Source organism: Halorhodospira halophila (assembly GCF_016653405.1).
Taxonomy (GTDB): Bacteria; Pseudomonadota; Gammaproteobacteria; order Nitrococcales; family Halorhodospiraceae; genus Halorhodospira; species Halorhodospira halophila_A.
In genome coordinates this window covers 53641-66766 of the sequence record NZ_NHSN01000019.1, presented here as the reverse complement: position 1 = coordinate 66766, position 13126 = coordinate 53641, and the positions used below count along the sequence as shown (strand labels likewise).

Here is a 13126-nt window from a genome sequence, read left to right as displayed (position 1 = left end):
GAGGCGCATCATGCTCTCTGCTGCAAGCTACGCCGTGGCACTGGCCGGGTTCCTGGGGCTCGCCGGGGCGACTCTGTTGCTCTGGCGTGATCGGCCCGGTGCCGTTGCGCTGGTGGCCGCGGCGCTGCTCACCGCCGGGTGGGCGGGCGAGCACGTCTGGCTGTCGCTGCAGCTGGGCGACGGTGCGGTGGTTGTTGGCAGTGGCTTCTGGGAAGTGGTTCGGGCGGGTGGTTGGTTCGTGCTGCTGCTGGCCCTGATGGCGCGCATGCATGGCCACAGCCGCCGGGGCCAGCGGGCATTGCGCCGCTGGGGGGTTGTCCTAAGTGGCTTACTGCTGCTTGCCTTGGTGCCGTTGATGGGGCTCGGGTGGGGCCTGGAGCCGTTTTACGGGCTGGTGCTGCTCCTGCTCGCCATCACCGGTCTGGTCCTGGTCGAGCAGACCTACCGCAACACCCCGGAGCAGGAGCGCTGGTCGATCAAGTTCCTGTGCCTGGGGGTGGGCGGGCTCTTCGCCTTCGATCTCTTCTTGCTTGCCGATCGGGTGCTGTTCCAGGCGGTGGAGACGCCGACGATCCAGGCCCGCGGGCTGGCCAACGCCCTGGTGGTGCCGCTGCTTGCGATCTCTATGCAGCGGCAGCTGCCCCGCGACAAGGCCCCGGTGATCTCCCGACACCTGGTTTTCCATACGGCGGCGCTCACCGGCGCCGGTCTGTACCTGCTGGCGGTAGGCCTCGCGGGCTACCTGCTCCGGGAGCTGGGCGGTGATTGGGGGGCGCTCCTCCAGGCCGCGCTGCTGTTCGGCGCTGCCCTGCTGCTGATTCTGGTCCTCTTCTCGGGCAGCTTCCGCGCCCGTCTGCGCGTGCTGATCAACAAGCACTTCTTCAACTACAAGTACGATTACCGCGAGGAGTGGCTGCGCTTCACGGAGACCCTCTCCCGGGAGCATGACGAGCAGCCGCTGCGCCAGCGGGGGGTGGGGGCGATCGCTGAGCTGGTCGACAGCCCGGGCGGCTTGCTCTGGGTCCAGGATCGCCAGTGCGATTACCGATTGGAAGGCGTGCTCAACCTGGGTGAGCCGGATCACCCGCCGGAGTCGGGTGAAGGCGGGCTGGTACCGTTTCTCCGTCAGACCGGGTGGGTGGTGGACCTCGACGATCTGCGCCGTGACCCGGATTTGTACCCAGGGCTGCAGCCGCCCGCCTGGTTGCTGGAGAACACCCGTTACTGGCTCCTCGTCCCGCTGCTCCAAGGCGATGATCTGACCGGTTTTGTCGTGCTGGCCCAGCCCCGGACATCGCGGGTGATCGAGTGGGAAGAGCGGGATCTGCTCAAGACGGCGGGGCGTCAGCTCGCCGTTTATGTGGCACTGATGCAGACCGACGAGGCGCTGCTCGAGGCGCGGCAGTTCGAGACCTTCCACCGCCTCGCGGCCTTCCTCGTCCATGATCTAAAGAACGTCTCCGGGCAGCTCTCGCTGGTGTTGGCCAATGCCGAGCGGCATCGGGACAACCCGGCGTTCGTGGCCAACGCCTTCGAGACCGTTGGACACGCCAGGGAGCGCTTGGATCGGACGCTGGCGCAGCTGCGCCACGCCCAGCCGGGTCCGGCGGCGCCGGCGCAGCGGGTCGAGCTCGCCGAGGTGCTACGTCAGGTGGTGGATGGGGCGCGGGGAGAGCCGCGGCCCGAGCTGCACCTGGATCAGGAGGTGCAGGTGGTGGCCGACCACGATCGACTCTTCAATATCGTCTCCCATCTGGTCCGCAATGCCCAGGAGGCCACACCGGCGGATGGCCGGGTGACCGTGCGGCTGAGTCAGCGCCAGGAGTGGGGCTATATTGTGATCGAGGACAACGGTCACGGCATGGATCCGCTCTTCATGCGGGATCGGCTGTTCCGACCGTTCCAGACTACCAAGGGCAACGCGGGGATGGGCATCGGCGTCTACGAGGCCCGTGAGTACATCGCTGCCCTCGGTGGGCGTATCGACGTCGAGAGCGAGCCGGGCAGTGGCACGCGCTTCACGGTGCGGCTGTTGGCGCGCACGGCCGCGGCGGTGTCGGCCCCGGCGGCGGCCGTGTCCTGAGTTTGGGCAAGGAGCAAGAGACGGTGGCGAATACCTATAAGCTACTGATCATCGAAGATGACGAGGGGCTGCAGGAGCAGCTGCGCTGGTGCTTTGATGGTTACGAGATCATCCAGGCCTACGACCGGGGGCAGGCGATCAAGGAGGCGCGGCGCCACGAGCCGGAGCTGGTTCTGGTCGACCTGGGGCTGCCGCCGGATCCGGCCAACGCCAGCGAGGGGTTGGCGACGCTACAGGAGGTGCTCGGTGAAGCACCGGAGAGCAAGGCGATCGTCGTTACCGGCAACGACGACCGGGAGAACGCCCTGCGCGCCGTGGCGCTCGGCGCCTACGACTTCTACAGCAAGCCGGTGGATGCCGATACGCTCCGGCTGCTGGTGGACCGGGCAGCGCAGCTCTACGGCCTGGAGGCGGAGAATCGGCGTCTGGCGCAGCGCTCCGCATCGCCGCTGGATGGGTTTCTCACCGGAGATCCGGAGATGCTCCGGGTCTGCCGAATGGTCGAGCGGGTGGCGCCGGCGGATGCCACCGTCCTGCTCCGTGGCGAGAGCGGGACCGGCAAGGAGATCCTCGCGCGCGCCGTGCATCGGCTCAGCGGGCGCAGCGAGCAGCGGTTCGTGGCTATCAACTGCGCGGCCATCCCCGAGAACCTGCTCGAAAGCGAGCTCTTCGGTTATGAGAAGGGCGCGTTCACCGGCGCCCACCGGCAGACCATCGGCAAGATCGAGTACGCCGACGGTGGTACGTTGTTTCTCGATGAGATCGGCGATCTGCCGCTGAGCTTGCAGGCCAAGCTGCTGCGCTTTCTCCAAGAGCGAGTCATCGAGCGGGTCGGCGGCCGGCAGTCGATCCCGGTGGATGTGCGCGTGGTCTGTGCCACCCACCGGGATCTGGGGCAGATGATCCGCGAGGGGGATTTCCGAGAAGACCTCTTCTACCGGGTCGCCGAGATCGAACTCACCATTCCGGCGCTGCGCGAGCGCCAGGGCGATGCTGCCCTCGTCGCGCACTCGCTGCTCGAGCGCTTCGCCCGCGAGCAGCAACAGCCGCGGCGCGAATTCACGCCGGAGGCCATCGATGCCATCGAGGCGTACACGTGGCCGGGGAACGTGCGCGAGATGGAGAATGTCATCCGCCGGGCGGTGATCATGGCCGACGGCAAACGGATCACCCCGGAGGAACTCGGTCTGGAGGTGCCGGGTAATGATGAGGAAGGGGACGACACCCTGCGGCTCAAGCAGGTCCGCGATCGAGCCGAGCAGCAGGCGGTGATCCGGGCCCTGAGTCGCTGCAACGGCAATATCGCCCAGGCGGCGGGGCTGCTGGGGGTGACCCGGCCGACGTTGTACACGCTGCTCGATAAATTCGGATTGAGGGAATGATCATGTGCAAGAGCGTAGTCTGGCAGGTCGGCGGCGATCTGGAGCGTCTGGGGCAGCGGGTTGGAAACTCCTTTGGCCAAGGTCTAAAAGCTGTGGGCTTCGCCGCCCTTTTGGCGGCGGGGCTGGTCGGCTGTGGTGAGTTGACCCAGGAAGAGCTGCTCGAGCGTGCTGAGCGCTCCATGGAGCAGGGGGATTACGGCAGTGCGGTGATCGACTACCGGAGCGCGCTGCAGCGTGAAGAGGATGCGCAGGTGCGCGGTCAGCTCGGGCTGGCCATGAAGGGCGAAGGGCGCACGGACGGGGCGATCCGGCACTTGGGCCGGGCCCTGGACGAGGGCGCCGACGCGGATCGGTATGCCCTGCCGCTGGCCCGATTGCTGGTGGAGACGCGCCAAGGCGCTGCGGTCCTGGAATTGCCCGAGCCCGACCTCGAAGGGCGCGAGCGCGCGGAGTTCCTCGCCTATCGTGCCATCGGCGGCTTTGGGGCCGGAGAAGATGCCCGCGAGCAGGCCCGCGCGGATCTCGATGCGGCGCGTGAAGCGGCGCCGGAGAATGCTCTCGTCCACCTGGCCGGTGCCTATGAGGCCCTGAGCCGCGGAGATCAGCCCGAGGCCAGCGTGGCGGTGGATCGGGCGGTGCGCACGGACGATGAGCTGGCCCTGGGCTGGTCCCTCAAGGGGGACCTGGCGCGGCTACGCGACGATCTGGAGGACGCGCTCGCCGCCTATGACCGCGCTGTGGAACTGCAGCCCCAGGGGATCAACGAACGCCTCAGCCGCGGCTCCCTGCGCCTGGAACAGGGCGAGATCGATGGTGCCGAGGAGGACGCCCTTTTCGTGCGCGACGGGGCGTCGGACCATCCCGGCGGCTATTTCCTTGCCGGCCTGGTGGCGGTGGAGCGGGACGACCGGGATGAGGCGCGCCGCCAGTTTGAGTCCGCGCTGGCCCGGCACGACCGCTACCGCCCGCCCATGCCGTATCTGGCGCAGATCCATCTGGAGGCCGGCAACGTGCGCCAGGCGGAGCATTACCTGGAGCGATTCCATGCGCTGGGTCCGGGCAATGCCCGCAGCTACACCCTGTTGGCCAACCTGCGGGTGGAGCAGGGGGACCCGGAGCGCGCCCGGGACACCCTGGCCGAGGTGGTGCAGGAGCGCCCGGACCTGCGTGATGCGCTCGGGCCCAGGCTGGCTGCGCTCTACCTGGATACCGGCGAGCGTGAGCGCGGCGTGGAGGCGCTGCGTGGGATGGTAGATGCCGGGCAGGATACCGCGGCCATCCGCGAGATGCTCGGGGTTGCCTTGACCCAGGATGGGGATCGCGAGGGGGGGCTGGCGATGCTGGAGGCTGCGGCCGAGGCCGACGAGCAGCCACGCCAGGCGGACCTCGCCGTGTTGATGGCGCATCTGCAGGAGCAACGCTTCGATGAGGCCGAGAAGGCTGCGGAGCGGCTGCGCAAGAAGGCCCCCGAGCAGCCCGATAGCTACTCCTTCCATGCGGCCGCCCTAATGGGGCAAGAAGACCTCGACGCCGCTCGGGCGGTTCTCCGCGAGGGTCTGGAGCGGCTCCCCGGGCACCCGGGCCTGTCTCAGAACCTCAGCGCGCTGGCGCTGATGGCTGGGGATCTGGAGTCAGCCTTCGAGGCTCTGGAGAGCGCGCAGGACGCGTACCCCGGCGAGCCGGTCACCGGATTCCGACTGGTGCAGCTCAACCGCGAACTCGGCGATGAGGCGGGTGTGATCGACTGGCTCGAGCGGATGGTCGAGCACAATGCGGACGACGTGAGCGTGCTGGCGCGGGCGGCCGAAGAGTATGAGGGCATGGACAACGCCCTGCGCAGCGCCGAGTTGCTTGAGCAGGCGGTGGAGGCGGATCCGGAGTCGGCGGAGCTGCGGTACCGCCTGGCCCGCAGCCAGATCCTGGCAGGGCAGCGGGAGACTGCTGTTGAGACCTTGCAGCAGGCCGTGGAGCGGGAGCCTACGCACATGCCTGCGCGTATCGCGCTGGCCCGTCAGCTGGGCTGGCTGGGTCGTTTCGACGAGGGGCGGGAGGTCCTTGGGCCCGCCCTCGAGGCGCATGGGGATGAGCCGGGCGTGCGCGTCCACCAAGCCTGGCTGGACCTGCGCGCGGGCCGGTTCGAGGAGGCTGCGGACGGGTATCAGCAGGTTTTGGCGGACGAGCAGCGGCGAACCTGGGTGCTGGAGGGGTACCAGGCCCTGACCAACGCGGGTCGCCATGCGGATGCCTTCGACCAGCTTAGCGGCTGGTTGGCGGACCACCCCGAGGACAGCGCCGTTCGCCACGCGCTGGCCGGTGGCCTGATGCAGCAGGGCCACTCGGAGCGTGCACGGGAGGTCTACCAGGAACAGCTGGCGCACCAGAGCGAGGATGTCATCGCACTGAACAACCTGGCCTGGCTGTATCGCACCGAGGATCCGGAACGGGCGCGAGACTACGCCAGCCGGGCCCACGAGCGGGCACCGGAGCAGCCGGAAGTCCTCGACACCTACGGTGTCATTTTACTTGACACTGGTGAGCCCGAGCGCGCCGTCGAATTGCTGCGGCAGGCGTGGGATCAGGCCGGCGAGGAGCCGGATATCGGCGTCAACCTCGCCCGCGGCCTGGTAACCCTGGGGGAGAATGACGAGGCGCGTGATCTTCTTGATCGTCTGCTCGCCGAACACGACGCCTTCGATGCCCGTGATGAGGCGGAGGAGCTGCTCAGCGATGCCCGGCGCGAGGAGTAGGCTGGTGGTGGCGGCAACAACCCTTTGGGCAGACGGTGTCAGTTCTTTTTACATGGGGTCCGTGTGGTTGGGTGTGTGTGTTGTGGACGCCGCCGGAAAGTTAAAAAAATCTCCTTTTAAACAAGAAGTTAGTTTTTAGGCGCGCTTTCTGGCATGTCGCTTGCTTGATAAGCGGTGTGGCCAAGCGAACATCACGTAAGGGGCAAGCGAAATGGCTAGGAAACAGGTAGGCAAGCAGGTCATCAAAGGGTTGGCCGTCGGGCTTATGGCTGCACCGGCAGCGGTTCTGGCGGGGCCTTTCCAGATGGAGTTCAACGACGGCGTCATCGAGCGGGGCGTGTTCGGTGAAAGCAACGTGTTCGAGACGTCCCTGTTTACGGATGTTCTGGGGACTACTGACGGCGTTGACGTCCGGGGGGTGCGGGCGACCAATGACGCCGACACCTTGGAGTTACTTGGCTTGACAACGCCGACCTTGTCAGATCGCTCGATCAGCTGGGACGAGGACACCACCCGGGCTGAGCAGGATGCGACTGGGTTCAGTGGTAATGCCACTGAGTGGGGAGATACGTTTGAGGTTAACGGCGAAGAAATCGCCTTCTGGGGGTTGACACTCGATTTCAACTTTGAGGGGATGGTCTTTGGTGACCCGGAGGATCCCGTCGGTATCAATTTTGATACCGGTTCTATCGGCCTGAACTACCATGACGGGGAAAACGAGACTCGTATCCTGGATGCTGCTGTTACCTCGGGGAGCGGAGAGCCCGGGAACCTGGTCGTTAATGCGGAAATCACCGAGGTCATCGAAGAGGAAGGCCTTCCGGTTTTTCGCGACATCGGTAGCGGAGAGACTTGGGGAACTTTGCTCGGTATGGAGATTCCCCTCTCACTGAGAGCTGACACCAACAGAGATCCTGACGAGATATCAGACTCGGGTGAAATCGATGTGGATCGAGATAGTGACTTTGTCTCTTACGTGCGTAATGAGTTGAACATGACGGCGCGCGTCAATGTGCCCGAGCCTGCAACCTTGGCGTTGCTTGGACTCGGGCTCGCCGGAATCGGGCTAACGGTCGGCTATCGTCGCCGGGACGCTGATCAGGTCTGATAAGTCAAATCCAACCTGCTACTTCTGACGGGCTACCGGGCGACCCTTTAGAGGTTGCCCGGTAGTTTTTTGAGCGTGGTATCAACTAGCGCGGAGATTCATCTTCGACCTCCGCCCCTTCCCCATCACCCAAGCCAGCCACATAAGGCCCAGTCCGAGAAGCCCGATGGTCGTCGGTTCCGGAACTTGGTTGACCTGGTATCGGACCGAGCCGCTCAGCTCCGTCTGACGGGCGAACACCATATCTCCGTTCTCCGCGGAGAGGTCCGCTAGATTGGAGTCGAGTGGCAGCGGCGGGTCCACGTTGGTATCCAGGCGCCAGGAGATGGAAATCACCTCACCCTCAGTGATCAGATCATAGAAGGTGCGACCGGTTTCAGTGTCGAGGAAGAAGTCCTGAACCAGGGCGCTGTCGGAATCGAAGTCCTCGTAGGTGAGGATGCCCAGAAGATCCAGATTGGGCGCTTGTAGCACGGAGTCCTCGAGCACCATCCGGAGAACCTGGGTCCGTTGTTCAGAAGGACCGTTCTGATAGAAAACGTCGAAGTACCCGCTGTCGAAATACGGCTCCGGGTCGCCGCCGGGCCCTTCCACGATGCGGCCCTCGATGCGGTAATCAAAGGTCAGCCCCCAGCCCTCGTTGTCCGGGGATGCCCAGTTCTCTCCACTGTGGCGGTTGCCGGCATTGATCCCGGAGGTGTCGGAATCCTCGTACTGAAGGCGGGAAATCGAGCGATCTGCAACCATGTTGGGGTCACGCAGGGTGACTTGACTGGTGCCATCCAAAGCGGGGTACGTCCCGGCGCTGTAGCCGAGCCCGTTCATCTCGCTGAGGATGTTGGTGTCGATGATGGTGGTACCGATGGTATTCGGATCACCAAGATAGAAGGAGGTCGCGTAGATATTGCTGAACCCCAGGGTTCGGATGGGTTCGGTGGTAGTGCGGTCATTGCCGCTGAAGTCGGTCCCCACATCGATGATGAAGGGGCCGGCCCAGGCGGTCGGGGCGGCCAGCCCAACCCCGATGGTCGCCATCCATAGAACATTGCGGCGGTTCATGGTCGTGTCCTCTAGTGATGCAGTGGGTCGTCGCATCACAGGTATCGCAGGATACGTGCCACAAAGCCCCTGAGAGCCAAGGTGCTATGGAAGGCGTTGACCAATAAGGGGAAAGCCGGGCGTTGTTGGTTCCCGCCGGGTGACTCGAATCTGTCGCTGCAGAAGATGGTAGATTGTTCGACACAAGCTGTGTGCGGTCTTTTTTCTACATACCTCGGAATTGACGCCTTCTTGTCGCCATTAGCAGGGCCGGGAGGACCACCAGGTCGACAATCAGCGCCACCACCAGCCCGAAGGCGGTCAGCAGGCCGAAAGCCTGGGTGGGCTGAAATCCCGAGGTGCCGACCAGCAGGAATTGCCCCACCAGGATGATGGTCGTGGCGGTAATGGCCCGTCCGGCCTGCCGGGAGGCGCGGGCGATCGCCCACACCGTGGACGCGCCCCGGGCCCGTCGGGATCGATAGGCGTGAAGGAAGTGGATCGTGTCATCGATGGCGATGCCGACGGCCACGCTGGCAATCATGGCGGTGGCCATGTCGAGCCATATACCCAGCAGCCCCATAAGCGCGAAGATCAGCAGGATCGGGGCCAGGTTGGGCACCATGCTGGCGGCCGCTACGGTGGCCGAGCGCCACATCATCAGCATCAATATGAAGATGGCGATCACGACCACCAGCAGGCTGTGCAGCTGCCCCTGGATCAGCAGCCGCTCCTGATCGGCGAAGAGCCGGCCCATGCCGGTTAGGTCCCACTCCAGGTCGGCCGGCGGTTCTGCTGCCAGGTGGTCGCGCAGGTCATCGATCAGGGTATTGAGCTCCCGCGCCCCGGTGGCGTTCAGGTTGAGCATCAGCCGCGCCTGGCTGTAGTCCCTGTCCACCACATCGAACAGGTCGCGGCCGTCGTGGATGAAGAGGTACTGGGCGATCAGGGCCTCGTTATCGGGGATGCGCCGGTAGTCCGGATCCTCTTCATGGAAGGCCCAGTGCATCTCGGCCACCAGATCGGGCAGAGAGAGGCTGTAGTCCACCTCCGGTCGCTCGTCGAGCCACTCCTGGACCTGTGCCATGGCTTCCAGCCGCTTCGGGTCGAGCAGGCTGTCCACGTCCGGCCCCTTGAAGATGACCTCCAGGGGCATGACCCCGGAGAGCTGTCCTTCGATCCGGTGGGTAGCCTGGGTCAGCGGATGATCGTCGGCGAAGAATTCGTAGAGGTCGGTCTCCACCTCCACCTGGCGGATCATGGGGATGGAGACCACGATGACCAGGGCGGTGACCGCGAGGATGGCCCCGGGTCGGCGCACCGCCCAACGGGCGGTGGTGGCGGTGAAGCGGTCCAGTCCTGCCATCGCCCCGCGACGCCTGACCCACGGGCCGCGGTCGAAGCGCAGGACCAGGGCCGGGATCAGGAAGAGCACGCACAGCGCCCCGAAGACCACGCCGAAGGCGGCGATCAAGCCGAAACTCTCAATCGGACGAATCGGACTGACAGTGAGCGACGCCAGGCCCACTGCCGTGGTCAGCGCCATGAATAGCGTGGGGCGGGCCACATCCCGGAGGGCAGCGCGCACCCGGTCCGGCCCCACTGCGCCCCGTCGGGCATGGTGGAGCACCGCGTTGAAGAAGTGCATCAGCATCGCGACCGTGAGCGCCGTGAGTAGCGGGGGTACGATGGCCGTGATCAGGGTAAAGGGTTTGCCCAGCAGCACCAGCAGGCCCATGGCGGCCCCGGTGACTGCGCTGATGGTGGCCGCTGCCAGGATCAGGACCAGGATGCGGCGGAAGAGGAACCACAGCAGCAGGAGGCCGATGCCCAGGGTGCCGGGGACCAGTAGCATCAGGTCGTTGATCATGGACTGGAGCTGCGCCACGTCCAGGGCGATGTGTCCGCCGATGGCGGTCAATTGCGCCTCGAGCCCGTGCTCTTTGATGCCCGCCCGCATGCGCTGCTCGAGTTCCAGGCGCTGCAGGCTGTCCTCCAGGGCGTGGGGGCGGGCAAGGATGGCTAGCGCCGAGCCGTCCTCGGCCACCAGGAAGCCGGGTGCGAACGTATCGCCGGTCACCCGCTCCCGCCAGTGCTCGGCGGTCCGTTCGTCGAGTTCGTTGACGCGGATCAGCCGCTCGACGGCGAAACCGTCCACCGTGGCCCGGATGTGGTCGTTGGTGGTGGGGGCGAGGACACGCTCGACGGTGAGTGCGGCCTCCAGGTCCTCCACCAGGGCGTGCAGGCGGCCGAGGAAATCCGCTTCAAAGAGGTCATCCCCCTCGAAGAGCGCCACCAGTAGCTGCTCCTGGGGGAAGATATCGCGGACCTGTTGATCCGTGACAACGGCGGGTGCCTCTTCCGGGAAATAACTCTCTGGGGCGTTGTCGATCTGCAGCTGCAGCAGCAGGGGGCCGGGCAGCAGGACCAGAAGGGCCAGGAGGATCAGGGCCAGCCGCGGGCGGTGGAGCATCCATTGCATGCCGTCAGTGTCCTTTAAAACTGGCCGCGCCATCCGGCGACAAGCAGTCGGCGATCCCGGTAGAAGCCGCCCAGGCTGTCGTCCTCGCCGCCCATCCAGTGCCCGCCGAAGAACAGCTCATTTGGCTCGGCGGCGATCCAGGCCAGCTCGGGGTTGAGGTAGTTGTCGCGCCGGTTGATCGCCGCCGAGAAGCGCAGGCGGGCTCGCCACTCGTTGCGCAGGAAGAAGTCCTCGATCTCGCCGTTGATGTAATAGATCTCATCCGGATCTAGCGCATCTTCGGCGTCTATAAGGTGCTCGCCGAGCAGCTGGACGGTCAGGCGCAGATCGTCCCGTGGGGTGGGGAAGCCTTCGGTGCCGATGACCCAGTCGAAGCCCTCGGTCTTGTCGTAGGCAAAATCCTCCTCCCGGGTGATGGGGACATCGCTGAGCCAGGCCGCCTCGATGCGCCAGGTCCAGCCGCCGGTGACAAAGCCGAGATCGCCGCCGACCACCCAGGTCATGGGGTGCTCGGCATCAAAAGTGACCGAGGGAAGGGGGTCGTTGGGGTTGAGTGCGCCCAACTCTGCCTGGCTATCGTCACTGAGCCGGTAGTACGGCTGCGAGTGCCGCACCCGCTGCAGCGTGGCGGCGAAGTCCACGGATTGGCCGTCCCGGCTGATGCGCAGCCCGCCGCCGCCGCGGCCAGAGGGGGCGTCCCCGAAGTCGGCGTTCTGGATCAGTGTGCTCAATGGCGTTCCGTTCGGGAGTTCGGCCTCCGGGTCGAGTCCGAGCAGACGTCCAGCCTCACGGTCGACCGGGTGCCAGATGCTGTCGTCGTCAGGCAATTCGGCCTCACGGAAGCCGATCAGCCCGACGAGGTCGAGCTTCCAGGGGCCCTGGAAATACTCGAGCCGGGCAGCCGGGCTGGCACGCCGACGGTCGGCGAGCTCATCCAGGGCGAAGCGGGTGAGGTCCTTGGTGCTGAGGCGGTCCGTGGGCGGGGTCTCATCCACCCGGCCCCAGAGGATTTTCTGCGTCCCCAGGGTCATCTGCCAGTCCATGGCCCGGTAGCGCAGGAAGTTCTCCCCGTAGTCCAGTTCGGCGGTCGAGACGGCGGGATATTCGCCACCCTGCTGTGCATAGGCGTCGATGCGAGCGCCCAGGCGAACTTCCCACTGCGTGCCGATGGAGCGGTCGGCGCGCAGAACACTGCGGCCGTGGGCAGTCCAGTCCTGCGGGCGGTCGCCGGAGGTCAGCGCGCCGAACTCGAGCAGCCCGCTCTCCAAGCGAAAGCGCCAGTCGTCAAGCAGCCCTTGCGCCGGCCGCGTGCCGCTTTCCGTGTCTTCGGCATCGGCGTCACTGGCCTCTGCGTTCTCTTCCGGCGCATCGAAGCGCAGCGTCTGCCCCTGGACCGCGCTTGTGGGCCCCAGGAGTGCAACGACGAGCAATCCGACCAGCCATCGGCCCGGGTTAGGGCCGGAAGGGGCGCTCGCGGCTCGGGTTCGACAGGACACGACTGGTGAACAGATCCTGCGGGAGGCCTTGGTCATAACGGGTGTCATCCACTTCGAGGACGGTCTGGGTGCCCTGCTCCAGGTGGCTCATGGTGCTGCGGGTGACGGTCCAGTAGCCGTCGATCTTCTCCAGCTCCTGGACCTCAAGCCGCTTGATCGGATCCTCGCCGCCGCGGTAGAAGTCGATGCGCAGCTCGACCAGGGTGTCAGGATCGATCCAGCGCAGGCGTCTGGAGTAGGTGGAGTTGTCGGCCTCCACCGGCTTGCTCTCCAAGAGCCAGACCTCCCGGCCGCCGTAGGTGTCCGTGCCGATCAGCCGGTGTTCATCTTCCTCCGGGCGGCGGTCTTCCAGGTCTTCGAAGTACAGATCCGACTGGACGAAGCTCGAGCCGCGGTTGTCGCCACTGACACGCCGAACCCGATCGGCCGCCGGGAGGTAAAGCCATTGGTCACTCTCGCCGTCGGCGTGATTGTGGACGAGCAGGGCCGTGTCCTCGATATTGGCCGGCGAGGTGAAGCGGATCAGGCTCCAACTCTCGCCATCGGCACCATCGAGTCGGTACTCGAAGCTCTCCCGAACCCGGTCCCGGCTACGTTCGCCCGTGAGGGTCATGCTGCCGCGGGTGACCAGATCGTCGCCGTCCGGTCGGTCGAAGACGGCCTGGGCGAGTTCCTCGCCGCTCGGGGCTTCGTCCGCCAGTGCCACCGCAGGGGCAAGCATGGCAGCACCCAGCAGGGCCGCCAGAATACGATGCGAAGGCCAGCAGGCTTTCGATAGGGGCATGGGATC

At 65.7% G+C, this 13126-nt stretch carries 8 protein-coding genes; 4 read left to right on the top strand and 4 right to left on the bottom strand.

Going from position 1 to position 13126, the window contains the following annotated elements; genetic code table 11:
* Nucleotides 1-10 precede the first annotated feature (10 nt).
* From prsK to CCR79_RS13660, 4 genes are all read left to right on the top strand, one after another.
* Nucleotides 11-2083 (top strand): XrtA/PEP-CTERM system histidine kinase PrsK, encoded by a 2073-nt coding sequence (gene prsK / locus CCR79_RS08295; RefSeq protein WP_201170772.1) that lies wholly within the window; start codon nucleotides 11-13, stop codon nucleotides 2081-2083.
* Nucleotides 2084-2106: 23 nt separating this feature from the next.
* Nucleotides 2107-3465, top strand: coding sequence for a PEP-CTERM-box response regulator transcription factor (prsR, locus tag CCR79_RS08290; protein ID WP_201170771.1), 1359 nt, complete (start codon nucleotides 2107-2109; stop codon nucleotides 3463-3465).
* 2 nt (nucleotides 3466-3467) lie between these two features.
* Nucleotides 3468-6212 carry an XrtA/PEP-CTERM system TPR-repeat protein PrsT gene (gene prsT, locus CCR79_RS08285; protein WP_201170769.1) on the top strand — a complete coding sequence of 915 codons (2745 nt, stop codon included), beginning with the start codon at nucleotides 3468-3470 and terminating at the stop codon, nucleotides 6210-6212.
* Nucleotides 6213-6423: 211 nt separating this feature from the next.
* Nucleotides 6424-7320 (top strand): PEP-CTERM sorting domain-containing protein, encoded by an 897-nt coding sequence (locus CCR79_RS13660; protein WP_242510868.1) that lies wholly within the window; start codon nucleotides 6424-6426, stop codon nucleotides 7318-7320.
* Nucleotides 7321-7401: 81 nt separating this feature from the next.
* Here CCR79_RS13660 and CCR79_RS08275 read toward each other — a convergent pair whose 3' ends face one another.
* From CCR79_RS08275 to CCR79_RS08260, 4 genes are all read right to left on the bottom strand, one after another.
* Entirely contained in the window at nucleotides 7402-8379 is a 978-nt protein-coding gene (locus tag CCR79_RS08275) for a PEP-CTERM sorting domain-containing protein (protein ID WP_201170767.1), read from the bottom strand.
* Between the two features lie 205 nt (nucleotides 8380-8584).
* The gene (locus tag CCR79_RS08270; protein ID WP_201170756.1) at nucleotides 8585-10840 is read right to left on the bottom strand and encodes an efflux RND transporter permease subunit; all 2256 of its coding nucleotides are present in this window, start codon (nucleotides 10838-10840) and stop codon (nucleotides 8585-8587) included.
* 14 nt (nucleotides 10841-10854) lie between these two features.
* The gene (locus CCR79_RS08265; protein ID WP_201170754.1) at nucleotides 10855-12270 is read right to left on the bottom strand and encodes a hypothetical protein; all 1416 of its coding nucleotides are present in this window, start codon (nucleotides 12268-12270) and stop codon (nucleotides 10855-10857) included.
* A 22-nt stretch (nucleotides 12271-12292) separates the two neighbouring features.
* The gene (locus CCR79_RS08260; RefSeq protein WP_201170752.1) at nucleotides 12293-13120 is read right to left on the bottom strand and encodes an outer membrane lipoprotein-sorting protein; all 828 of its coding nucleotides are present in this window, start codon (nucleotides 13118-13120) and stop codon (nucleotides 12293-12295) included.
* Nucleotides 13121-13126: the final 6 nt, after the last annotated feature.

What these genes read in the sequence shown, in the direction of transcription:
- prsK (WP_201170772.1), top strand. Translation starts at nt 11, where the DNA reads ATGCTCTCTGCTGCAAGCTACGCCGTGGCACTGGCCGGGTTCCTGGGG.
- CCR79_RS13660 (WP_242510868.1), top strand. Translation starts at nt 6,424, where the DNA reads ATGGCTAGGAAACAGGTAGGCAAGCAGGTCATCAAAGGGTTGGCCGTC.
- prsT (WP_201170769.1), top strand. Translation starts at nt 3,468, where the DNA reads ATGTGCAAGAGCGTAGTCTGGCAGGTCGGCGGCGATCTGGAGCGTCTG.
- CCR79_RS08275 (WP_201170767.1), bottom strand. Translation starts at nt 8,379, where the DNA reads ATGAACCGCCGCAATGTTCTATGGATGGCGACCATCGGGGTTGGGCTG.
- CCR79_RS08260 (WP_201170752.1), bottom strand. Translation starts at nt 13,120, where the DNA reads ATGCCCCTATCGAAAGCCTGCTGGCCTTCGCATCGTATTCTGGCGGCC.
- CCR79_RS08270 (WP_201170756.1), bottom strand. Translation starts at nt 10,840, where the DNA reads ATGCAATGGATGCTCCACCGCCCGCGGCTGGCCCTGATCCTCCTGGCC.